Origin of the sequence: uncultured Microbulbifer sp. (genome assembly GCF_947489355.1) — a bacterium.
Classification (GTDB): Bacteria; Pseudomonadota; Gammaproteobacteria; order Pseudomonadales; family Cellvibrionaceae; genus Microbulbifer.
In genome coordinates this window covers 1-21,625 of sequence record NZ_CANLDD010000019.1, presented here as the reverse complement: position 1 = coordinate 21,625, position 21,625 = coordinate 1, and the positions used below count along the sequence as shown (strand labels likewise).

Sequence of the window (21,625 nt, the reverse complement as noted above, 5' to 3'; positions counted from 1 at the left end):
GCAATCTCGCAAGCACGGTATTATAGACAGGCAATCCCGACGGGTATAGGCTGCCCGCCTATTGCCGAACCCACAGTCAATTCTCCGTTGTCTTATGGAGTTTACATTGCCATCACTGTTGGATATCTGTATTTGCACCTGCAAACGACCGAACCAGCTGCGCGGTGCGTTGCAGAGTCTCGCCGTACTCCAGCTGCCACCAGATGCCGCGGTGACTGTGACGGTAGTGGACAATGATCCCGATGGCAGGGAAGGGGCGCAGCTGGTTGAATCCCTTGCGGATGGGTTTCCACTGCCGATCCTCTGTGTTCTGGAAGAGCGCAGGGGCATTCCCTATGCGCGCAACCGCTGCATCCGCGAGGCACAGCGCAAAGGTGCGGATTACCTGGTCTTTATTGATGATGACGAATGGGTGGCGCGGGACTGGTTAATTCGATTGTTTGGCTATGCACAGGCCATTGGCGGGCACTCGGTGGTCAGCGGCAGCGTGGTGAGGCAGTTGCCAGACTCGGTGCCCGAGTTCTATTCCGGATTTTTTTCCCGCAAGCGGCGCGAAACCGGCGACCGGCTTAACTATTGTGCCACCAACAATGTCCTTGTCCCTATGCAGGCGATCCGTGCCCTTGGCCTGCGCTTTGATGAACGGGATCCATTCGGGGGTGGGGAGGATGTGTTGTTCTTTACCGAATACAGTGCCAGAGGGGGAGAGATTGTCCACTGTGTGGAGGCCAGGGTGTATGAGGCTGTGCCTGAGTGCCGCGCCAATATGCGCTGGCTGTCCCGACGCAAATATTCAGCGGGGATCACCCTGGCCAAGCAGAAGCGCGCCTCCGGTCGCAGTCACTTCAGCATTTTGATGTCGGCGGTTTTTCAGTTCCTGATGGCCGGTGTGAGCTGCATACTGGGACTGGTCCTGGGGGGGCGGCGCCTGGGCTCGCGGCCCTGGTTGCGCTTGTGCCGCTCTGTCGGTATGGCGTGCGGTGTGTTTGGGGCGCGTTCGGATTTTTACCGTATCGTCGATTGCTGAGCACGCATGACCTAAGAATCCCTGGTGATTTCTGCGTGTAAAATGGGGGCCTGGATGCCTGCACCGGGCTGCGGATACTGATTGTTTGATAACACCTGTTCATGTTGACGCTCTACTCCTGGTTTTTCCGCATCGCGCTACCGTTTGTTTTTTTTCGTCTCTGGTGGCGGGGCCGCCGTCAGCCGGCGTACCGCCAGCGGTTGCGGGAGCGTTTGGGGCAGGTGCCCAGGCGCCTCAGCCACGCGCCCCTGATATGGGTGCATGCCGTTTCCGTGGGGGAAACCCTCGCGGCAATGCCGGTGATAGACAGGCTCGCCGCGCGCCACCCCGAATGGCAGTGGCTGGTGACGACGAGTACACCCACGGGTTCTGAGCGGGTGCGCGAGGCACTGCGCCCTGTGCTGGGCGGACGCCTGCTGCACTATTATCTCCCCTACGACCTGCCCGAATACCTTTCCCGGTTTTTGAAAGCCCTGCGCCCCAGTCTGTTGGTGATTGTTGAAACCGAGCTGTGGCCCAACCTGTTGCACCTTTGCCGGAAACAGAAGATTCCCACCCTGCTCGCCAATGCCCGCTTGAGTGAAAAATCTGCACGCGGTTATGGGAGACTTCCCGGATTTGCCCGCGCCATGCTTTGTGATATTGAACGGGTAGTGGCTCAGTACCCTGCGGATGCGGAGCGCTTTCTCTCATTGGGTTTGCCTGCAGAACGGATTGTAGCCGGCGGAAATATTAAGTTTGACCTGGATATTGATCTGGGCCTGATGAGTGAGGCCCAGGTGTTATCGCACCAGTGGCGCGGCTTTTCCAATCGCAAGGTGTGGCTCGCGGCCAGCACCCACGACGGCGAGGATGGCATTATCCTGGATGCCTTCTCAATACTGAAACGGGCATTTGCGGATTTGCTGCTGGTCCTGGTGCCCCGCCACCCGCAGCGTTTTAGCAGCGTCGCACAGCTGTGCCGGGCGCGCGGTTTGCGCGTTGTCAGGCGCAGTGAAGGCAGTGCACCGGTGGCGCGGGATCAGGTTTTGCTGGGCGATACGATGGGGGAGTTGCTGCGTTTTTATGGCGCCTGTGACGTGGCCTTTGTCGGCGGGAGTCTGGTGCCTGTGGGCGGGCACAATATGATCGAACCCGCGGCCTGGGGTGTGCCTGTGGTCTGTGGTCCGTTTTTGCACAATTTTACCACGGTCGCCCAACTGCTGGTGGACGCCGGCGGCATGGCGATCGCCGGGGATGCGGAATCCCTGGCGCGGCAGTTGCGCGCCTGGCTGGAAAGCGATACCCGCCGCAAAGGGGCCGGTCAACGGGCCAGGGGGGTGGCGGAGGCCAACAAAGGCGCTTTACAGCGCTTGTTGGATGAGATCGAGGGCTTGGCCGCTGGTGTGGAAGACCGGTGAGCGGGTTTGGGTCCGCTCACCGGTGGGGGATTATCTGGTGGAGGCCGGCGGTCGGGTGGGGTTGGGTTCGGCAACCCGAGGCACAGTGCGCGCGGGGTTCAGCATGGCGTCCAGATCCTGCAGGTCCTTGGGGGACAGCAGTCCGGCAACCTGCTTGAGGTTCAGGGTGTTGAGAATATAATCGTAAAGTGCATTGGCATAGTCGGTCTGGGACTGGAACAGGGTGCGCTGGGCCAGCAGGACATCGACGATATTGCGGGTGCCCACCTCGTAGCCGGCCTGGGTGGCGTCCAGGGCGCTCTTGGCGGACACCACCGCCTGCTCGCGGGCCGAAACCCGGGAAACGTCGGTGACTACCGCGCGGTGCAGGGTGCGGGTGGTCTGGATGGTATTGCGCTCGGTCAGGTTGCGCAGATCCTGGGCCTGGAAGGACAGGTTGCGGGCCTGGCGGCGATTGGCGCTGAGTCGCCCGCCGGTATAGATCGGGATATCCAGGGTGATCGCTGCAGTGGAGTCACGATTGTCCAAATCCCGAGGGAAGTTTATGACCGCCTCTCCTCTGATCTCTCGATATAATTCACGCCTCTCGCCATTTGAGGTGAACTTGTTATAGGCCAGCGATCCGGTGAGTGTGGGTAGGTGTTCACTGGCTGCGGAGCGGGCATTGTAGCGGGCCGCCTCGGCATTGAGTCGCGCCGCCTTGAGATCGAAGTTGTTGGCCAGGGCAAAGTCCACCCAGTCGGCGCGCGCCGCCGGTACCGGCGGTGCCACCTGGAATCCGGCACTCAGTGGCGCCACCGCGTCGTGGTAGCCGCCGGTCAGCACCGACAGGGCATCAAAATCACTGAGCAGGTCGTCCTGGGCGGTGAGACGGCGTGCGACCGAGCTGTCATAGGCGGCCTGGGAGTCGTAGACATCCGTAATCGCGGTCAGGCCCACCTCAAAGCGCTGCTGGGTCTGCTCCAGCTGCTTGGCCAGGGCCTGCTCCTCGGCGATGGCCGCTTCCAGCACATCGTAGGCGCGCAGCACATCGAAATAGGCCGTGGCCACGCGGATCATCATGCCCTGCTGGTTGGCGCTGAACTCTGCGGTGGCTTGCTCAGTCTGCTTTTTGCCCTGTTGGTAATCGAACCAGGCGGGGGCATTGAAGATTGCCTGAGTCAATGTCGCATTATAGGTTCTGTCTTGAGTGGTTCCGGTTGCCCTTAGAAAGAAGTCCAAGAGTTGTGGAGGGGAAGCAAGACGATCTCCCACAACGGTTGAAGCATTCTGGGAGTTATCCGAGTGAACCCGTGACGCCTGAACACGGGCATTGACCTGTGGCAACAATGCCGCACGGGTTTGGTTCTTGGCCTCAATCCCCGCATGGTAGCCGGCGCGGTCCGCGGCGAGCTGCTGGTCATTGTCCAGGGCCTGGGTATAGATATCCCACAGAGTATCGGCCTGGGCCTGGAGGGCGCCGAGGCCCAGCAGGGCGGCGGCGAGCAGTGTTTTTAGCGGTCGCAATGGACGCCCCTGTGGGGTTGGGCGGTGACTTCTTTTCATGTGTTTCAACTTCCTGTGGCGGGTGCGGTCTTCAAGCGTCTACAGGGTCTTCCAGGTCTTCTGGGCGGCAGCCGAGTTTTGGGTCCCCGGTAGGTCCCTTTGGCTCGGCGGTGCTGCCAGTCCCCCATCTACTGTCGCGAGAGTTTACCCGCGGCCAGCCCGACCGTCGAGGCGGTGCTTTCGGCTTTTGTCAATATCCTCGTTAAACCGACAAGACTGTGCGTTTACCGGTCAGGGCGTAGCAATAGCGCGGCAGTATGGAACGGGTCCGAGGGCCTATATTTCAATAGACGTGCCATCCAAGTTTTTGGATGCGGCGAAGATGTACTGAATTAGGCAGAGGTCCTCGCACATGGAACCGGTGCGCAGCGTAGAGCCGATATTCTGGCAGCGTGCCTGCCACGAATGTGATCTGTTGTTGAGCGGGCATCTGGCACCGCCCGGCCGGGCGCTGATTTGCCCGCGCTGCCACTGCACCTTGCAACGGGGTACCATTCGGGGGATTTACCCCACCATCGCGCTCAGCCTGACCGGGCTGCTGCTGTTTGTACCCTCTGCCAGTTTGCCGCTGCTGACATTCTCTTTATTCTCCCTTGGGGCCGAAAACACATTGCTGAACGGGGTTCAGGCCCTGTACCAGGGCGGGTTTATATGGCTCGCGGCACTGGTGCTGTTTTGCAGTGTACTGGCGCCGGTGGGGAAATTTTTGCTGCTGTTGTTTCTCTGTTGCGGCAGTGCCTGGGGGCTTTTGGACCGCCCGGTTGCCCATACGGTGCGCTGGTATCAGCTGATCAAAGACTGGGGCATGCTCGACGTCTATATGCTGGGCCTGTTGGTGGCGCTGGTGAAACTGCAGGATCTGGGCAAGCTGGAGGTGGAGCCGGGACTCTATTGCTTTGGTGCCATGATGCTGGTGGCCAATCTGGCTTCCCTCAGTTTTGACCAGAACGCCATCTGGCAGCGCCTGGCACAGCGCCGCGCGGCCCGGAGTGCAAGAAGATGAGCGCGCCGTACAAGGCGTTCAAGCAGGGGCTGACCAGTTGCCTGTGCTGTCACCAACTGATTATTTTACCGACCACCGGCCGCTGTCGCTGCCCCCGCTGCGGCGCGCGGGTCTATGCCCGCATTGACGGCAGCCGGATGCTCACCTGGGCATTGACGATCACCGGGGCACTGCTGTTGCTGCCGGCAAATATACTGCCGGTGATGACCGTGACCTATCTCGGTGCCGGCGAGCCCAACACCATTATCAGCGGCGTCACGCAGCTGTATAACACGGGCATGTGGGGTATTGCGCTGGTTGTATTTGCCGCCAGTATCGCGGTGCCGGTGATGAAATTACTGGGTCTGGCCCTGCTCCTGGTGCAAATACAGTTGCGTATCCCCTTTGACCCGCTGCAGGCCATGAAAATCTACCGGGTGGTATCGGGCATAGGGCGCTGGTCTCTGCTGGACCTGTTTATCCTCTCGATATTGGTGGCCCTGGTGGATATGGGGTTTGTTGCCCAGGTAGACGCCGGTCCTGGCAGTACCGCGTTTGCCGCAGTGGTGGTCATCACCATGACCGCGGCGCGGACTTTTGACCCCCGCCTGATCTGGGATGCCTGCGATGGGGACCAGGGTCACACGACGGTAGTGCCCGAAACGGCGCACAGGAGTGGCGCTGAAAATGGCTGATAAGCTGCCCCCGCCCAATAGTGCTGCAGGCGCGCGCCAAAATGGCGGCGCCCAGCAGGGACTTGTGCGCAGCGACAGGGGGTTGCCTCTGGTCTGGATCTTACCGCTGATAGCCGGGCTGATTGCGGTCTGGCTGCTCTACCAGGATGTGGCCGAGGGGGATGTGCGGGCCACTATTCTTTTTCTCTCCGGCGATGGCCTGGTGAAAGGTAAAACGGTGGTGAAATACTCCGGCGTGGATATTGGTATTGTGCAGGAGGTACGCCTGGTGCCGAATGCCGAGGCGCTCAATGGGGCCGACGGTGTTATGGCGGAAGTCAGTCTCAACCGCAGTGCGGAATATCTGCTCGTGGAAGGGACGGAATTCTGGGTGGTCAAGCCGGAGCTGTCTATTACCGGCATCAGCGGCCTGGAGACCCTGCTCTCGGGTAACTACATTGCGGTCGAATCCGGAAGTGGCAAGCGCAAGCGCAGCTTTGTGGCACTGGATCGACCGCCGGCCTTTATCCGTGGCAATGGCCTGCGCGTAGTGCTCAAATCCCGTCGCCTGGGGTCGCTCAGCCGAGGCTCGCCGGTGTATTTTCGCCAGTTGCGGGTTGGACAGGTGGCGGATTACCGCCTGGACCGGGACGGCTCGGAAGTCAGTATAGAATTGTTTATCCGGCGCGAATACGCCGATCTGGTACACCGGGGCAGCCGGTTCTGGAACAGCTCCGGTATTTCCATCGAGGGGGGCATCAGCGGTATCAATGTCACCCTCGAATCCCTCGCCGCCCTGTTTGCCGGAGGGGTCAGTTTTTATACCCCGGAGTCCCAGCGCCAGTCTCCCCTGGCGGTGAACGGTACAGAATTCAAGCTGTATAAAAATTTTACCGCGGCGGATGCGGGGATTGCGGTCACTCTGAACTTTAATCGCGGTGTCGGTGTGACGCCCGGCAATACCAAAGTCTATTACCAGGGCATCCGAGTTGGTGAGGTCAGCAATGCAAAAGCCAATAAGCGCATGAACGGGATGGAGGTCAAGGTGCTGATGGACCCGGCGACGGATGATTTGCTGAGCGAAAATACCCGCTTCTGGCTGGCACCGCCCACATTCGACCTCAGCGGCGGCTTGAATAGCCTGATCAAGGGCAATCGCATCGAGGTGGACTTGCGCCGTGGGCAGCGTTCCCAGCGTATTTTTTCCGCCCGGGCCTCGGCACCACCCAGGGATCTCCGCACTCCCGGGCTGCATTTGCGCCTCACTGCGCGAAATCCCGGCTCTCTACAACGCGGTGCCCCGGTCTATTTTCGCCGCATTGAAGTCGGCAAGGTCCAGGGCATGGAGTTGCGCGGGAATGGGGAGGGGGTCGAGGTTTATGTGGTGATTGCGCCGCGCTACGCGCACCTGGTGAAACAGGGGACGCGCTTTTGGAATATCAGTGGCCTGCGCGCCAGTGCCAGCTTGAGTAAAGGGGTTGAACTGGAGGCGGACTCTCTGATGTCGATGTTGCGCGGCGGTGTGGCCTTCGGCATCCGGCGCGAGGATCATAAAAAGGGCGTGCCGGCGCAAAATGGCGATCAGTTTCCCCTGTACCGCAGTCGTGAGGCGGCACTGGAAGAGGGGATTGAAATTGATATCACGCTGCCCAGCGCGGAGGGGTTAAAGACGGGGGCGCCACTGCGTTATAAAGGGGTTCAGGTGGGAGAAATCACCCGCTTGTATCTGGGGGGAAACCTGGAAGAAGTGCGCGTGCGTGCCAAACTGTACCACCGTGGTGAACATCTTGCCCGTGCCGGTACGCGCTTCTGGGTGGTGTCGCCGCAGATTGAACTCGGCAAAGTCGCGCATCTGGAAACGCTGGTTACCGGTCGCTACCTGGCCCTGGAGCCGGGTACGGGGCCGCCACAGACACAATTTTACGCGCAACTGGAAGCACCGCGCGCCGATCTCGCCGATACTATGCGCCGACCGGGGCTCACCGTCATACTGGATGCCGCCAGGCGCGGTTCCCTTGTGGCAGGCAGCCCCGTGTATTACCGTCAGGTCCCGGTGGGGGAGGTCACGGGTTTTGCCCTGGGCGAGCAGGCGGATCGGGTTTATATCTATGTGTATATTGAATCGCACTACCGTCCCCTGGTGCGCGAGCACACAGTATTTTGGAACGCCAGTGGCGTTGAAGTAAATTTTGGCCTCAGAAGTGGCCTCAATGTTGACACCGAATCCGCCCAGGCCCTATGGCAGGGTGGGATTGCCTTCGCCACACCGGAGCCGCCCTTTATGGGGTTTGAGGTGGAGTCCGGCAGCCATTACCCACTGTACCCGCGGGCCGAGCCAGAGTGGCACCTCTGGAGCCCCAAGATAACCTTGTACGATACCGCCGAGCCGGAAAAATAACTAGGAACGCTAAGGAGTATTTATGCGCCATATAATCACAGGTTTATTTTCGCTGTTCTTACTGCTCGGGTGCCAGGAAATGCAGGTGGAGCACGCCAATACAGGAGCGCAGCCAGTGGCTTTCTCCACGTATAAATGGGGCGTGTCACCACTGAGTGAGGTGCCTGACGTCTCGGCGCAGTTGGTGGAGCTGGACGAGGAGATGCGCGATACGGTGGCGGCGCAAATGGAGCAGCGCGGTTACCGCCGGGTGGATGGGGAGCAGGATGCGGATATGGTGGTGGATTATCAGGTTGCCCTGGTGGACGAGTTTTTTTCCGGGGATACCAGAGATCCCAGTTGGGACAAGCAATTCGACAGCAATGCACCCCAGGACGTTGTGGAGTTGCCGCCGCTCACGGATGCACCGCTGGTGGTGATGAGCGTGGGCATTGGCCCCCCGGGCGGCGTCGTGATCTGGGGGGGGCGTGCCAGCGAAATATTGACGCGCCCGGATAGCGTTGAGCAACGCCAGCGTTTGATCAGCAAGGGGGTGAGCGAGCTGCTGCGGGACCTGCCGCCAGCTTATCAGTAACCCACGGCCCTGCCTCTCTTGCAAAAAGTTGATGCGCGTCGCGAATGCTTCTAAAACAGGCGTGTGAACTCAACGCCGTGGATGGGCCGATTGTGATGACGGAAAACAAGCGCCGCCGTACCCAGCGGTAACTTTTTAGCGTTGCCCATGCCCCCGCCGCATCAGTTTGTCGTAGAGTTCGATATAGGCTGCCACGATAGACTGCTTGGAATAGCCCTTTGCATACACTGCCGAGGCGTTCTCAATCAGGCTTTGACGCAGATCCGGGTTATCCAGTATGGATTTGATCGCCCTGGCGAGGGCATCGGCATTGTCGATGGGGGTGAGCAGTCCGCTTTTGCCATCGGTGATGACTTCGCCGGGCCCCTGGGACCGGGTGGCCACGATCGGGCAGCGGTGTGCCCAGGACTCCATAACGATAGAGCCTAAGCCTTCATGTCGCGACGGACACACAAACAGATCGGCGGTGCGCATTAAACGGGTGACATCCGTGCGCCAGCCCAGGAAGCGTACCCGCGCTTCCAGGCCGAGCTTGTGGCACAGGGCTTTGAGTTTTTTTTCCTCGGGACCGATGCCGGCGAGCCACAGGGTGGCAGTGGGGGTTTGTGTGAGCGCATGCAGCAGGACATCAAAGCCCTTGTTGATATGCAGGCGCCCTGCGGCGAGGATCAGGGGTTTGTCTACCGGTGTGTTGAAACTGTTGCGGGGCAGCGGTTTGACCGGGGTTTCATCGGCGAAATTGGGGATATGAAAAATACGATCTTCGGGAATGCCGCCGTTGATCATATGCTGGCAGATGCCCTTGCTGATCCCGATCCAGTAATCCGCATGGCGATAGTACTTCAGGTTGTAGTAGTGGCCGAGCCGGCTGACCAACAGGTAGCTTTTTGCGGGGGGTGTAATGATGGTGGCCCGCCCCATCCAGGTCATAACAATATCCGGCTGCCAGTGCGCAAGTGCCTCGCGATAAATCCGCCTGCCGAGAAAATCCAGCTTGCCGCCAAATTTAAACCCCTCGGTTTTAACGCCGTTATTGCGCAGTGCCTGTACGCGGTGGTCATGGTTGCGAATAAAGGCCTTTTGCGTAATTTCATCGCGCAGATTGAGCCCGCTTGCCAGGCGTACAAAAAAATTTTCTGCACCACCGTGCTCGGCACCGGCGAGGACCTGTGCCACTCGAATTGGCTTTTTACTCATAATTCCAACGTAATCTGTGTGTTTGGTCTAACGGCCCGCTATTTCAGCGCGCCGTCGAGGGTGATATCGCGGGCCCAGACATAATTATGGCTAAAGGGCTGCAGGCTTGTGGCTTCGACGATATATTGCGCGTAGAGCCTGGAGTTCATCTCGCTGTGGAAAAAGGCTCTGGCGCGCGCCGCCCAGGCCCGGCGCCTGGCGTCGTCATTGTGGAACCTGCGAATCTTCTCCAGCAGGTCCTGTTCCGCGGAGAAATAGACCACGCTCTCCGGCGGCAACAGTTCGTCAAAGTGCAATTTGTCACTGGTGAATGGCAGTATGCCGTTGCCCGCCAACTGTGCCATGCGCGCGGACGAATACCAGTAGTGGGTATCCTGGCGGTTAAGGTTCAGCCCCATTTTTGTTTGCGACAGTGCGCGATCATACGCCCGGCCCCAAACCGGCGGCTCGCCAAAGCTGCCGTAGGTTTTAAAATTCAGGGAATCCCCCAGGGCATCCCTGAGCTTTTTTACCAACTGCAGGCGCTGGGTGAACTGGTTGCTGTTACTGCAAAACAGCAGGTCGATGGGCAGGTCTGTGCGCTCGGCATTATTCAGGGTTTCGATCGAAGCCTCGACCGGGTTGGGCATATGATAGATACGCGCGCCAATACCCTCGAATATGTTCAGTGCCCGGCGCCCGGTGGAGACAAAAACCGCATCGGCCACCTCGGCGCGATACTTGATGCGCTCCACATTGCTGGGCACAAATAACGGATCGTTGTTACAGTGCGCAATCAGGCACCCGGGCTGTTGTTTCTTGATGGCCTTCAGGGTGTCGTTGTCAATCATATCGCAATGGCCGGCGATCACCAGGTCGGGCTCAAATGCCTCAACGGTTTCCAACAGGCGTCGCCTGGCTCTGCGCACACCCAGGTCGCGGATGCCGAGGGGCGCTTCGAACGCGGCCACATCCCGGTCGCTGAATACCTGCGTATTGTGGTCGTTTTTGATCAGGCCTAAAGTCAGCTTCTGTGCCCAGCTGACCCGGGTCCTGCCGTAGCGTCGCAGCTGCTGGTAGGCAATATTGAGCACTCTCATGGCGGTGCACTCTCTAACAACTCGGGGAGACAGTGAATAAGGCCGCTACATTTAGGGGTTTCGCGGTGGGCGCAGAGTATAGCAGCTCGTTCGGGACTATATAGCCCAGCGCCGCTGCGGCGTATAGCATCGGGATCGCATAAAAGGAAGGCCGGTAATGCAAAGAAAAATCAGTCAAGACCCGTTGGCTCCGGAATTTTCTTCGGAGTCCGTGCAAGTGGTTTCCAGGAAAACCGTTTTCAAAGGCTTTTTTACCATGTTGCGCCTGCGACTGCGCCACCGCCTGTTCCGCGGTGGCTGGAGCCACATCTTTGAGCGGGAGCTGTTTGTTCGCGGCCCCGCTGTGGGTGTGTTGCTCTATGACCCCGAGCGGGACCAGGTGGCACTGACCGAGCAATTTCGCATTGGTGCACTAGTGCGCGCGGCGGGGCCCTGGTGCCTGGAAGTGGTGGCCGGCATGGTGGAGGAGGGTGAGGATCTTCAGGAAGTGGCACGGCGCGAGGTACAGGAAGAGGCGGGATTGCAGGTACAGGAGTTGCACTTTATCCACAGTTATATGCCCAGCCCAGGCGGCAGCTCGGAACGCTTGCATCTTTATTGCGCCCTGGTGGGTTTGAGCGGGGCAGAGGGGTACTTTGGCCTGGAGCAAGAAAATGAGGATATCCGTTTGCGGGTGTTTCAGGCGGATCGCTTATACAAGGCCATGGCGGGAGACTTCGGTCCCGGGGAGAATCCCGTGGACAATGCGGCCACAATCATTTGCCTGCAGTGGCTGGCATTACATCGGGACCAACTGACGGGGCGATGACGTCTGCCTGATCGGTCATGCCGGATTGCGCCCCTTTTACCAGTGCAAAGGGTAAACTGAGATCTGAATCACGGCGGCGATAGAATCGGAGTGTTGATAATGACTCTATTGGGCAAGGCAGAGGCGCGGCAGCGCAAACAGGCAGGATTGTCATCAAAAGGCAACGGAAGGGCAGTGTATAAGGTTGACCTGCCGTCTTATCATGCGGATTGTGATGCTAACTACCTGCGCCTGATCAGGTTGCTGCCTGGGCTACCAGAGCGGGTGCTTTGGCGCTATCAGTTGCCCGCCGGCACCCTGATATTGAGCATCGCGGCGCACTCCAGGTACACAACGGAAGTGTCTCTTGGCGCGGAGGTAAGCCCCGGAGCGTGCCGCTGGCTGGAATCGCCGGATTTAACCGTGCGTCTCTACCACGATGCGCGCATGGCGGAGGTGATAACAGCCAATGGCTGCGGGCCGCTGGGTGGTAAAGGCACTGATGCCATTTATCCAAATCCCCGTATGCAGCGGGCAGATGAGAGGCCGCAAACCAACCGTTTTCTCGCTGAGTGGTTGGACTACTGTCTCGCAAATGCCAGCGCAGAATTTGACTTGGTGCTGGATGGCCGAAGATTTTGATTCTGCAGTAGAACACACGGATGTGTATACAAGGTGAGTAAGTGATTCGCGAGCATAATAAGCCGCCCCCCCAGGGGGTGGCATCACACCGTCTGATCCAGATTACAGATCCACATATCGGCAGCAGGCCGGATTACCAGTTGCTGGGTCTGGATACCAGCCATTCACTCAATGAGGTATTGTCCGCCGTGATGGCCACACAGTCATGCGCGGAGGCCCTGGTTGTCACTGGAGATATCAGCGCCAACGGTTCCGAGGCGTCCTACTGTCGGTTTTTGCAAAAAATCCGTGCTGTTCCCATGCCCTGGTACTGGCTTCCCGGCAACCACGACGCTGGCAAACGCATGAAGCGGTTGGCGCCAAGCCGCAGCACTGAGCAGATCGTGTTGGGCAACTGGCGGCTGTTGTTTCTGGATACCAGTGTGGAGGGCCAGATTTGCGGTGGCCTGAGCGAAGTGCAATTGGAGCGCCTGCAATTTTTATTGTGGAAGAATCGCGGTTATCCGGTTGTGATCTTGATGCATCACCAACCGGTCCCCGTGGGCAGTAACTGGATCGATGGCCATATGCTGAGGGAGGGATGTGAACAATTTTGGCGCGTGGTGGATGAGGCTGCCCAGGTAAAAGCCATCGCCTGGGGCCATGTACATCAGCAGTTCGACGGTAGCCGCGGACAGATCGGCCTGCACGCAACGCCTTCCACTTCGGTGCAGTTCACACCCGGTAGTGGACCCTTCGCAGTGGATGACCAATTGCCGGGCTATCGCTGGTTTGAGCTGCGCGACGATGGCACTTACACCACGGGGGTGGAGCGCGTGGCCATCTCCAAATATTTTGTGGATCTCGCTTCTTCTGGTTATTGATTGGAATCAACCTGGCGGGACAAACCAGTGGCCTGGTTTTTACCTTCCCCCTTGCCAGGGCTGAAAGAAAAAACCCTTCTTAACTTGCTTGCCTCTATCTTTCCACGCCGGCCATCGTACAATGGAATTGCCCTGTTGAAAGCTTGGCTCTGTGAGAAATGGTACAGGGAGTGATCGTGAAAGCCTGTACCTGTATGTGCCGGCAGAGCGGGTTAAAAACCGGTACTGGCGTTTTTCTTTCAGTGACTGCAGGTTTTGTGCAAGGGCGCTCATCTCCGGATAGATTCCATCGTAAAGATAGGAGTGTAAGCATGTACAGAGTATTTTTATGGTTACTGCTGAGCACCGCATGGCTGCTCTCGGCCTGCACCCAGCAATCCACTCCGCAAAGTGACACCGTCGCATCGGCAGGTGAATCGGCTCAGGCGGGTAGCGACGGCCTGGAACCGCGCACCAGCCACTTAGATGCCGTGTCAGCAGCTTTTGCCCTGGATCTCAGTGGTGCCAGGGTTTATGTCGCGCCAGTACAAATTGACTACACGAAACGGTTTTCCACACTGCCGCGCCGCCCATACCGCGAAAAGGACTACGAACTTGATACAAGCGACCTACAGCGCTTGAACGAGCTGCTGGCGCAGACCTTTGCCGACAAATTCCTCAGTGCGCGCAATGGCGAACTGGTATCGGACCCGACCGGGGCCGACTATACCCTGGCCTTGTCAATGGAAAGGTTTTCCCTGGCTGCACCGCTGGAGCCGTCTCCCTGGACGTGGCGGGTCTATACGGAACAGAGCGCCTACGGGGTATTGGTGGGCACCTTGTTTGACCGCGAGGGCAATGTGGTGATGCGCTTTCGCGACCGCCGGGATATCGGTGAAAACTTCGGCTCCCTGAGGCCCGGCGGGCGCCTGGAGCGCTTTACCAGTATCACCTTCTGGTCCGATATGCGTGTGGATATGCGCCGTGCCTTCGCCAGCCTGGATAAATCCCTGCTGTAGCCGGCTCAGTATTGACACGGGGTGGAGAGGTGCGCGGGCTTTGCCTCCACCGATCCCCTGGGACGCTATAATCGCCGTCTATGCAAACACAAGATTCCCGCGCAAGGCCCCTGCTTATTTATCTGCACGGCTTTCTGTCGTCACCCCAGTCTTTCAAGTGTCAATTGATGCGCGAATGGCTCACAGCGAATAATCCGCGCATCGTCTTCTGTGCGCCGCAAGTCCTCCCCTATCCGGCGATCGCCCAGCAGTCACTGGTCGGTTTGCTGGAGGGCTTTTTGCAGTCTGCCAACTGTGGCCCCGTTGGGCTGCTGGGCAGTTCCATGGGGGGGTTCTGGTGCACCTACCTTGGTGAGCGCTTACACTTGCCTGCAGTGCTTATCAATCCGGCGGTGCGGCCCTCCCGCCTTATGCCAGCCTATGTGGGGCGGGTATTGCGCCCGTACAGCGGCGGGCCGCAGGAGTATCGCCTGACCGAGGCAGATGTTGATACTATGGGCCGATTGGAAGCTGAGCTTGCCCAGCCACTGCACAGCCGCTATTGGCTGTTGTCCCAGCGTGGCGATGAGACACTGGATTACCGCGATGCCGAGAATTTTTATCGGAACCAGCGCCAGACGGTCGAGGAGGGTGGTGACCACGATTTTCAGGGCTTCGCACGTTATTGCGCTCCCATCGTCGAATTTCTATTTAACCAGCAGTAAAAAATCAAACAGTTATGGCCAATTATTCCGCCGAAGATATCGAGGTACTCACGGGGCTGGACCCGGTGCGCAAACGACCGGGCATGTACACCGACACGGCACGCCCCAACCACCTGGCCCAGGAAGTCATCGACAACAGTGTCGATGAGGCCCTCGCCGGGCACGCAAAAAAAATCGAAGTGGTATTGCACAAGGACCAGTCGCTGACAGTGAGTGATAACGGTCGTGGCATGCCTGTGGATATCCACCCGGAACAGGGCCGCCCTGGTGTGGAGGTAATCCTTTCCACGCTGCACGCCGGGGGCAAGTTTTCCAATAAAAACTACCAGTTCTCCGGTGGCCTGCACGGCGTCGGCGTGTCGGTGGTCAACGCGCTGTCGAAAGTACTGGAAGTCACCATTCAGCGCGGTGGCAAGGTACACCGTATTGGCTTTAAAGACGGGGAAAAGGCCTCCGATCTGGAAGTGATAGGCAGCTGCCCCAAACGTACCACGGGCACCAGCGTACGCTTTTTGCCAGACCCAAAATACTTTGATTCCGCCAAATTCTCGGTACCGCGCCTGCGCCACCTGTTGCGCGCCAAAGCGGTACTCTGCCCCGGCCTTACAGTAACGTTTAACAACGAACAGCACGGTGAGTCTGACGAATGGTGCTATGAGGATGGCCTTAAGGATTATCTCGCCGCAGCCAACCAGGGTTGGGAATTGTTGCCGGCAGAGCCCTTTGTGGGCAGCTTTGTTGCCACCGCGGAGGCTGTGGACTGGGCGGTGCAATGGTTGCCGGAAGGTGGCGAGATCACTGCCGAATCCTATGTCAACCTGATTCCCACCGCCCAGGGCGGAACGCATGTCAATGGCCTGCGCGCGGGGTTGCTGGATGCCATGCGTGAATACTGTGAAATCCGCAACCTGTTGCCCCGTGGTATTAAACTGGGGCCGGAGGATATCTGGGGCCAGTGTTCCTACGTACTCTCCGCCAAACTCGCCGACCCGCAGTTTACCGGTCAGACCAAGGAGCGCCTGTCCTCCCGCGAGGCCACGGCCTTTATTTCCGGTGTGGCCAAGGATGCCTTTAGCCTGTGGCTGAACCAGCACACGGAAGAGGGGGACAAACTCGCCGAACTGTGTATCGGCAATGCGCAAAAACGCATGCGTTCGGCAAAAAAGGTTGCGCGCAAAAAAGTGACCCAGGGCCCTGCGCTACCTGGCAAACTGGCAGACTGCGCCAGCGCGGATACCTCCCGCTCCGAACTCTTTCTGGTGGAGGGGGACTCCGCTGGCGGCTCCGCCAAGCAGGCGCGGGATCGGGAATTCCAGGCCATCATGCCTTTGCGCGGCAAAATTCTCAATACCTGGGAAGTGGATTCCAGCGAGATCCTCGCCAGCCAGGAAGTGCACGATATTGCCGTGGCCCTGGGTGTTGATCCCGGCAGCGGTAACATGGAAGGTTTGCGTTACAATAAAATCTGCATCCTCGCCGACGCCGATTCAGACGGGCTGCATATTGCCACTTTGCTGTGCGCACTGTTCCTGCGGCACTTTCGACCACTGGTAGCCAATGGCCACGTCTATGTGGCCATGCCGCCCCTGTTTCGTATCGATATTGGCAAAGATGTCTACTATGCCCTGGATGAATCGGAAAAGCAGGGCATCCTCGATCGTATCAGCGCGGAAAAGAAAAAAGGCAAGATCCAGGTTACCCGCTTTAAAGGCCTGGGGGAAATGAACCCCCTGCAACTGCGTGAGACCACCATGGACCCCAATACCCGCCGCCTGGTGCAGCTGTATATCGATGCCGGTGATGACAGTAATCAACTGCTGGATATGCTCCTGGCCAAAAAACGGGCGGGAGATCGCAAGCAGTGGTTGGAGAGTAAAGGGAATCTTGCAGAGGTTGGTTGATTTTGTAAATTGCATAAAGTTGACCCATTTGCATTGCAAACGCTGCGTTTATAAATCCGCGACGCTTACCGCATAACAGGGACGGTGTATAACCCTGTTGCAAACGCTATTCCCGGCATGGCGGTATCGTCACGGATTCTACCGGGTCGGAAGGAAAGCATACCCCTCTCCCAGGACACGCTGTGAATACCTCCTTGTACGCTCGTAATCGGCATTCCTAGCTTATATGATCCTGGGAGACGGGTATTCTCCCCTCCTGCCGTACGGGTACCGATTAAGTGAAACGAGATCTAAAACATGCACATAGAAGTTCGGCATAGTAACAAAGAAGACATTGCAAAAATTAGGGATATTTACGCACAGTCTTCATGCTATGCAGGAATGCTACAGCTTCCCTATCCATCCATTGATAAATGGGAAAAGTTTCTTGGAGATCTTCCGCAAAACTTCTATAGCTTGGTAGCTGTCAATGATGGAGAGGTCATAGGGCAGATTGGCATGGAAGTGTTTTCAAATCCAAGGCGAAAACATGTTTCAAATATGGGCATGGCTGTGAGTGAGAAGTATCAAAAATGTGGTGTGGGCTCAAAATTGTTGGAGGCTATGCTCAACCTTGCTATCAACTGGTTGGCAGTTCGTCGTGTAGAGCTGGAGGTTTATACCGACAATCAGCAAGCTATAGAACTATACAAAAAAAAGGGTTTCAAAATTGAAGGAACCGCACACCAATACGCGTTTAGAAATGGGGAGTACGCGGATGTGCATCTCATGGCCAAGGTGGTCTAAGGTAATCTGTCTTAACAATCGCAGGCAGAATACTTCAGCCCTTCGGGCCTGCGTGGGGCGTCTTGCTTTGTGCGCAGTTGGCGTCATTTACTAACAAGGCGGAAGGGAAGAATACCCTTATCTCGGGACCGTAGAGGCATGGACGCCGATTGCGAGCGTACAGGGAGGTATTCACAGCGTGCCCCGAGAGGAGGGCTTCTTTACTTCCGACCCGGTAGTATACCCAAGGTAAGCCACCCTGCTGTGGGAGTTAGTGCATTTGCTATCACGGCAGCTTTAATAAAGGAAGGCGTATAAATTGGAACGTAGAAAAATAAATTTCAAGGAAAAGTTTTGTAAGTTCCATGAGCTTTGGTCTCCAAAAATTATTGCTGAAATGAATGATTATCAATTCAAGCTGGTCAAAGTTCTGGGTGAATTTGTATGGCATGATCATCCTGAAACAGATGAAGTTTTTATCGTCATTGACGGTTCATTGAAAATCCTGTTTTCTGATGATTCTGTGCAACTCAATGCTGGTGAAATGTACGTAATACCAAAAGGGGTTCGGCACAAACCCGTTGCTGATACTGAATGCAAAATCATGATTGTTGAGCCGAGAGGGGTTGTAAATACGGGAGATTCTTCTGGTGATCTTACAGCGGAAAATGATATCTGGATTTAATAAATTTATTTGTACCTAAAGAAACGACGCAGCCAATCGGGTAAAGGCGGCATTCCAGCTTGCCCGCTCACCACCGCACAGGTTGGTGGTTTATTAAGCACGCCGTTCGGAGGGTGAAATTTTACCCAGGTATCCCTTGCCGAACAAAGCCTGAATTCCAGGAAACGGATTGTCGATGCCTTGATGCACTGCAAATATCATCGCCAGCTGGTGAAGAACACAACTTGGTGTCGCATAAAGCTTCAGCTTGATTGTATTCCTTTCAAAAAGGGATTACGGTAGGTCTGCTCCTCTGGCACTCAGCCGCTTCACCGGCGCAGTCAAAGAATAATAAATAGTTAACCAATACAGCAACGATCATGATTGAACCCGCGAGGCGCCCGATAACGGCAGTGCTCGCGGGTAATCCCTAAACAAACAAGCCAACAATGAAGGACCGCATCATGACCGCGTAAATGAGAGAAAAACGCCACCTCCCAGTGCTGGAACACCGAGAGATGGCTAACCCCAATAGATAATTGATCTATCTAGCGAGGCTGTCTTGAATGATACGCCATACACTCGTTCGTCTTCAATCAACGTCTCCCTGAAGGCGAGCTTTTCGAGTCACTTCCGCCCCCGGCGACGGAGTGTGCTGTGGCGTTGCGCGAGGATTGGTGTGGTGCTTTACTTCAGCCGCGCACCGCCTCCTTGGCTGCACACTCCTTTTGCATGTTTCCCCTTTTTTCACAAGGATCACGCCTGCGGCGAGAGAAACCGCGCAAAGCGATGCGCTTTTTTTGCACCTTTCCGCCATAGGTGAGTCAAGGAGCCTTTAAAGATGCCTATATTACCCTGTCGATTGTTTCAGCCGATGAACCTGGGTGGGTATTTTATTATCACGCTGGTCGCTATCAGAGAGAACGCTGTGGATCTGCACATTGCGCCCGGCAAGGGTAACCGCGTGATGCGGGCCGTGCGTTTACTGCAACTGTTGGAAGAGGCCTGGGCGCTGGAGGAGGGCTCAACCAATCAGCCCCCAGCCATCCTCAGGCCACCCAAGCCCCCCAATAAAAAGACGTAGCGCTGAGCAGCATCGCAAACGCTTGCCTTCTTGTATGGTCATGATGGGGAGGTGAGCGTAGTCAAGATGGCAAGCCAGTGCTCTTCTGCTCTGCACGGGTGCCGCTGTAGGTGCGCAAGGCTCGATTACTGCAGACGGTGCTGCCATGGCTGTACCGAAAAGGTGGGTTAACGGGTGAGAGGGAGAACGCTCTGGCGATACGCCTATCTGGAGTGTGGCACCGTTTTGCAGGCAATATGACCAGATGCGAGCTGGTATGTCGATCACCGTGACTTTTATTTTGACAGGGTGGGTGGTTTTTCTTAAAAAACGAATAGATACAGAATCTTACAATTTTTAGTGATTTTTGGGATACTGGTCGAGATGATCATTTTTCTATGTGGGACTTTAGTGCTAACATCCTGTATCTGATTGATTTGCAGTGATTTTTTGAGAGGTTGGCGCGAAATTAATTCTGAAATACTGGTCGTGGTGATTTGTATATAAATGTTAGATAGTAACCATGACCAGGAAGCAGTTCTTAATAACATGTGTTTTTACGCTAATGGCCGCAGGCATTCTGCTCGCTAGCGTCCCATTTGTGGCAAGCTGGTCACCGAACCCAAAAAGTGTGACAATTACTATTGTCGATGTTGCTAAAATTCCAGCGGGTGGTTCCAAGTTAATTGTGTCTCGCGGCATGCCGATTATGATTTATAAGCCAGATCAAGAAACTGCTAACTATCTAGTTTCATTAAATACTGTTGCTAATGGACCCAATTACACATTAGAGAATATGCCTGAGTATTTTATTTATGTAGCATTGAGTACGCATCTGAGCTGTATGCTCAAACCGGCTGAAGCTTATGGCTACAATGGGCTTATAGACCCTTGTCATCGTGGGTTTTGGGATGTTTCAGGTCGGCTTATCCCCTCAGCGCATGCGGGTGAAGGGCTTGAAGATTTGACTAAATATAATGGCTTCAGAAAAAATACTGACACGGAGCTATGGTTTCAGCAGTAAGTTATCTAACAAATTGGGCAAGCGGGACAAAATAAACGTTGCTTCGCCAAAATTTGCTCCTTCCAAAGGCGTTATGCTTTCCAGGAAAAAGAGAAGTATTAAAAATGAAAATTATAAGTTTTGTTATTCTTTCTGTTCTTGCGTCTCATGTGTTTGCACAGGTAAGTAATATTGAATCTAACTTCGGTGATTCGTACTACTATGTGGATCATTTTGAAATTATCATTGATAAGCCTGCGAATGAAGTCTGGCCTCACGTACTTGAAATGGGAAAATGGATGCCATGGATGAATCAAGGAAACTCAAAAGATAGCCAAATATCTGAAAATGATCGTGTTCATTTGTATGGCGAGTTTTACATTGAGGTGGTAAAAATAATACCTCAAAAGATGATCCTTTTGGCAAACCTTCCTGCTGTAGAAGAAGGTGAAGAATCTCAAGGCGTAGCTATGGTTTCCATCAGTGAATCCAATGGTGTGACGCAAGTATCAATGTTCATGAGTAGAATTTACAATTGGTTTGAACCAGAAATTAATTACAAGCGTGCAACCAGAGAGTCTGTAGAATTTTCCAATCAGAGAAAAAGTACATTTAGAGATAATTTTCTCGGAAAGCTAAAGCAGCTATCTGAGGCCTAGCGGTACAAAATCATAACAAACGCAAGTAAAGGAACACCCAGTGTTATGCACCTTTTGTGCTGGTTGCTGCGCTTCTATTTTCACGCAAAAGGTGCATAGCATTGGTCGCCCCTGTTGCGGACGTTATCACTACTCAAATCATGAAATCTAAAGGGCTTAAAAGAGCAGAATATCTCATCTACGGGTATGCACATGATTGGTACATCCAACTGCGATTATTAGCAGCAGAGAATCTAGAGGAAGCTATAAATCTGCCATCACATGGCCTAAGCGATGCTGAGTTAGAACAACTGCTAGCAAGAATGTTTCGTGAAAAATGCTTAGTTGCGACAAGTAGAGATAGGGGGCTCTTTTCGCCCTCCCGAAAAGAACTAAGATCGGCCCTAACAGAACCACCATCGCAGGATGAATTATTTTACGGTTACACTAGCGCTGCAGTTGAAAAGTATGAGGTATTATCACAGGAGTTTGGTGATGAGTTATAACAAGTGCCGGCATGATCGCAAATGCTCTGCATTTTCTGGACCTTAGGTGCTTTGCACTTCCGGCCTATGCGGCAGGCGTTAGTGCGACAAGCGAAGCTTGTTGCATCTTGCAGGGTGAAAGTCCCTGCCTAGTAAGAGCTAGTCCAAAAGGGAGACCCCCCGGCTTTGCCGGGGAGGCACGCATAGTTTGACAGATCCGGAAGTCCCATAGTAAC

Annotated in this window: 21 protein-coding genes; 18 read left to right on the top strand and 3 right to left on the bottom strand. The window is 55.8% G+C overall.

What is annotated here, in order from left to right; genetic code table 11:
• Positions 1-106 precede the first annotated feature (106 nt).
• Both Q1A48_RS09970 and waaA read left to right on the top strand, forming a co-directional pair.
• Complete coding sequence (locus Q1A48_RS09970) at positions 107-1,027, top strand: glycosyltransferase family 2 protein (RefSeq protein ID WP_299944266.1); 921 nt, start codon at positions 107-109, stop codon at positions 1,025-1,027.
• Between the two features lie 101 nt (positions 1,028-1,128).
• The gene (gene waaA, locus Q1A48_RS09965; RefSeq protein WP_299944264.1) at positions 1,129-2,427 is read left to right on the top strand and encodes a lipid IV(A) 3-deoxy-D-manno-octulosonic acid transferase; all 1,299 of its coding nucleotides are present in this window, start codon (positions 1,129-1,131) and stop codon (positions 2,425-2,427) included.
• Positions 2,428-2,457: 30 nt separating this feature from the next.
• Here the strand turns inward: waaA and Q1A48_RS09960 are convergent, their stop codons facing one another.
• Positions 2,458-3,972 carry a TolC family outer membrane protein gene (locus Q1A48_RS09960; RefSeq protein WP_299944262.1) on the bottom strand — a complete coding sequence of 505 codons (1,515 nt, stop codon included), beginning with the start codon at positions 3,970-3,972 and terminating at the stop codon, positions 2,458-2,460.
• Positions 3,973-4,324: 352 nt separating this feature from the next.
• On the opposite strand from Q1A48_RS09960, the gene Q1A48_RS09955 reads away from it, so the two are divergent.
• The 4 genes from Q1A48_RS09955 to Q1A48_RS09940 are packed head-to-tail and all read left to right on the top strand — an operon-like array spanning position 4,325 to position 8,600.
• Positions 4,325-4,975 carry a paraquat-inducible protein A gene (locus Q1A48_RS09955; RefSeq protein ID WP_299944260.1) on the top strand — a complete coding sequence of 217 codons (651 nt, stop codon included), beginning with the start codon at positions 4,325-4,327 and terminating at the stop codon, positions 4,973-4,975.
• A complete protein-coding gene (locus tag Q1A48_RS09950; RefSeq protein ID WP_299944258.1) occupies positions 4,972-5,649 on the top strand; it encodes a paraquat-inducible protein A in 678 nt (225 codons plus the stop codon). The genes Q1A48_RS09955 and Q1A48_RS09950 overlap by 4 nt, the downstream gene beginning before the upstream one ends.
• Positions 5,642-8,026: an MlaD family protein gene (locus Q1A48_RS09945; RefSeq protein WP_299944256.1), complete on the top strand. Its 2,385-nt coding sequence runs from the start codon at positions 5,642-5,644 to the stop codon at positions 8,024-8,026. Before Q1A48_RS09950 ends, Q1A48_RS09945 begins: the two co-directional genes overlap by 8 nt.
• 22 nt (positions 8,027-8,048) lie before the next feature.
• Positions 8,049-8,600 carry a DUF4136 domain-containing protein gene (locus Q1A48_RS09940; RefSeq protein WP_299944253.1) on the top strand — a complete coding sequence of 184 codons (552 nt, stop codon included), beginning with the start codon at positions 8,049-8,051 and terminating at the stop codon, positions 8,598-8,600.
• Between the two features lie 135 nt (positions 8,601-8,735).
• On the opposite strand, the gene Q1A48_RS09935 is transcribed toward Q1A48_RS09940, so the two are convergent.
• Positions 8,736-9,797: a glycosyltransferase gene (locus tag Q1A48_RS09935; protein ID WP_299944250.1), complete on the bottom strand. Its 1,062-nt coding sequence runs from the start codon at positions 9,795-9,797 to the stop codon at positions 8,736-8,738.
• Positions 9,798-9,835: 38 nt separating this feature from the next.
• Entirely contained in the window at positions 9,836-10,876 is a 1,041-nt protein-coding gene (locus Q1A48_RS09930) for a glycosyltransferase (protein WP_299944246.1), read from the bottom strand.
• 157 nt (positions 10,877-11,033) lie between these two features.
• Between Q1A48_RS09930 and Q1A48_RS09925 the strand changes: the two genes are divergently transcribed.
• The 12 genes from Q1A48_RS09925 to Q1A48_RS09870 all read left to right on the top strand — a co-directional run bounded on the left by Q1A48_RS09925 (position 11,034) and on the right by Q1A48_RS09870 (position 21,410).
• A complete protein-coding gene (locus Q1A48_RS09925) occupies positions 11,034-11,684 on the top strand; it encodes an NUDIX domain-containing protein (RefSeq protein WP_299944244.1) in 651 nt (216 codons plus the stop codon).
• A 99-nt stretch (positions 11,685-11,783) separates the two neighbouring features.
• Positions 11,784-12,305 (top strand): DUF1249 domain-containing protein, encoded by a 522-nt coding sequence (locus Q1A48_RS09920; RefSeq protein ID WP_299944241.1) that lies wholly within the window; start codon positions 11,784-11,786, stop codon positions 12,303-12,305.
• Between the two features lie 41 nt (positions 12,306-12,346).
• A complete protein-coding gene (gene cpdA / locus Q1A48_RS09915; protein WP_299944238.1) occupies positions 12,347-13,168 on the top strand; it encodes a 3',5'-cyclic-AMP phosphodiesterase in 822 nt (273 codons plus the stop codon).
• A gap of 311 nt (positions 13,169-13,479) precedes the next feature.
• Entirely contained in the window at positions 13,480-14,166 is a 687-nt protein-coding gene (locus Q1A48_RS09910; RefSeq protein ID WP_299944235.1) for a hypothetical protein, read from the top strand.
• 80 nt (positions 14,167-14,246) lie between these two features.
• A complete protein-coding gene (locus Q1A48_RS09905; protein WP_299944232.1) occupies positions 14,247-14,870 on the top strand; it encodes a YqiA/YcfP family alpha/beta fold hydrolase in 624 nt (207 codons plus the stop codon).
• Between the two features lie 14 nt (positions 14,871-14,884).
• Positions 14,885-16,771 (top strand): DNA topoisomerase IV subunit B, encoded by a 1,887-nt coding sequence (gene parE / locus Q1A48_RS09900; RefSeq protein ID WP_299944229.1) that lies wholly within the window; start codon positions 14,885-14,887, stop codon positions 16,769-16,771.
• A 297-nt stretch (positions 16,772-17,068) separates the two neighbouring features.
• Positions 17,069-17,557, top strand: coding sequence for a GNAT family N-acetyltransferase (locus Q1A48_RS09895; protein WP_299944226.1), 489 nt, complete (start codon positions 17,069-17,071; stop codon positions 17,555-17,557).
• 298 nt (positions 17,558-17,855) lie between these two features.
• Positions 17,856-18,221: a cupin domain-containing protein gene (locus Q1A48_RS09890; protein WP_299944224.1), complete on the top strand. Its 366-nt coding sequence runs from the start codon at positions 17,856-17,858 to the stop codon at positions 18,219-18,221.
• Positions 18,222-19,041: 820 nt separating this feature from the next.
• Positions 19,042-19,284 carry a hypothetical protein gene (locus Q1A48_RS09885; protein ID WP_299944221.1) on the top strand — a complete coding sequence of 81 codons (243 nt, stop codon included), beginning with the start codon at positions 19,042-19,044 and terminating at the stop codon, positions 19,282-19,284.
• A gap of 502 nt (positions 19,285-19,786) precedes the next feature.
• Positions 19,787-20,287 carry a hypothetical protein gene (locus Q1A48_RS09880; protein WP_299944218.1) on the top strand — a complete coding sequence of 167 codons (501 nt, stop codon included), beginning with the start codon at positions 19,787-19,789 and terminating at the stop codon, positions 20,285-20,287.
• Between the two features lie 104 nt (positions 20,288-20,391).
• The gene (locus Q1A48_RS09875; protein ID WP_299944215.1) at positions 20,392-20,925 is read left to right on the top strand and encodes a hypothetical protein; all 534 of its coding nucleotides are present in this window, start codon (positions 20,392-20,394) and stop codon (positions 20,923-20,925) included.
• 101 nt (positions 20,926-21,026) lie between these two features.
• On the top strand, positions 21,027-21,410 hold the full coding sequence (locus Q1A48_RS09870; protein ID WP_299944212.1) for a hypothetical protein: 384 nt from the start codon (positions 21,027-21,029) through the stop codon (positions 21,408-21,410).
• Positions 21,411-21,625 lie beyond the last annotated feature (215 nt).

Excerpts from the sequence above, each read along its gene's own strand:
- Q1A48_RS09930 (WP_299944246.1), bottom strand. The coding sequence starts at position 10,876 with ATGAGAGTGCTCAATATTGCCTACCAGCAGCTGCGACGCTACGGCAGG.
- Q1A48_RS09880 (WP_299944218.1), top strand. The coding sequence starts at position 19,787 with ATGACCAGGAAGCAGTTCTTAATAACATGTGTTTTTACGCTAATGGCC.
- Q1A48_RS09945 (WP_299944256.1), top strand. The coding sequence starts at position 5,642 with ATGGCTGATAAGCTGCCCCCGCCCAATAGTGCTGCAGGCGCGCGCCAA.
- Q1A48_RS09905 (WP_299944232.1), top strand. The coding sequence starts at position 14,247 with ATGCAAACACAAGATTCCCGCGCAAGGCCCCTGCTTATTTATCTGCAC.
- Q1A48_RS09950 (WP_299944258.1), top strand. The coding sequence starts at position 4,972 with ATGAGCGCGCCGTACAAGGCGTTCAAGCAGGGGCTGACCAGTTGCCTG.
- Q1A48_RS09885 (WP_299944221.1), top strand. The coding sequence starts at position 19,042 with ATGCCTATATTACCCTGTCGATTGTTTCAGCCGATGAACCTGGGTGGG.
- Q1A48_RS09955 (WP_299944260.1), top strand. The coding sequence starts at position 4,325 with ATGGAACCGGTGCGCAGCGTAGAGCCGATATTCTGGCAGCGTGCCTGC.
- Q1A48_RS09960 (WP_299944262.1), bottom strand. The coding sequence starts at position 3,972 with ATGAAAAGAAGTCACCGCCCAACCCCACAGGGGCGTCCATTGCGACCG.
- waaA (WP_299944264.1), top strand. The coding sequence starts at position 1,129 with ATGTTGACGCTCTACTCCTGGTTTTTCCGCATCGCGCTACCGTTTGTT.
- Q1A48_RS09925 (WP_299944244.1), top strand. The coding sequence starts at position 11,034 with ATGCAAAGAAAAATCAGTCAAGACCCGTTGGCTCCGGAATTTTCTTCG.
- Q1A48_RS09920 (WP_299944241.1), top strand. The coding sequence starts at position 11,784 with ATGACTCTATTGGGCAAGGCAGAGGCGCGGCAGCGCAAACAGGCAGGA.
- Q1A48_RS09895 (WP_299944226.1), top strand. The coding sequence starts at position 17,069 with ATGCACATAGAAGTTCGGCATAGTAACAAAGAAGACATTGCAAAAATT.
- Q1A48_RS09910 (WP_299944235.1), top strand. The coding sequence starts at position 13,480 with ATGTACAGAGTATTTTTATGGTTACTGCTGAGCACCGCATGGCTGCTC.
- Q1A48_RS09875 (WP_299944215.1), top strand. The coding sequence starts at position 20,392 with ATGAAAATTATAAGTTTTGTTATTCTTTCTGTTCTTGCGTCTCATGTG.
- Q1A48_RS09935 (WP_299944250.1), bottom strand. The coding sequence starts at position 9,797 with ATGAGTAAAAAGCCAATTCGAGTGGCACAGGTCCTCGCCGGTGCCGAG.
- parE (WP_299944229.1), top strand. The coding sequence starts at position 14,885 with ATGGCCAATTATTCCGCCGAAGATATCGAGGTACTCACGGGGCTGGAC.
- Q1A48_RS09940 (WP_299944253.1), top strand. The coding sequence starts at position 8,049 with ATGCGCCATATAATCACAGGTTTATTTTCGCTGTTCTTACTGCTCGGG.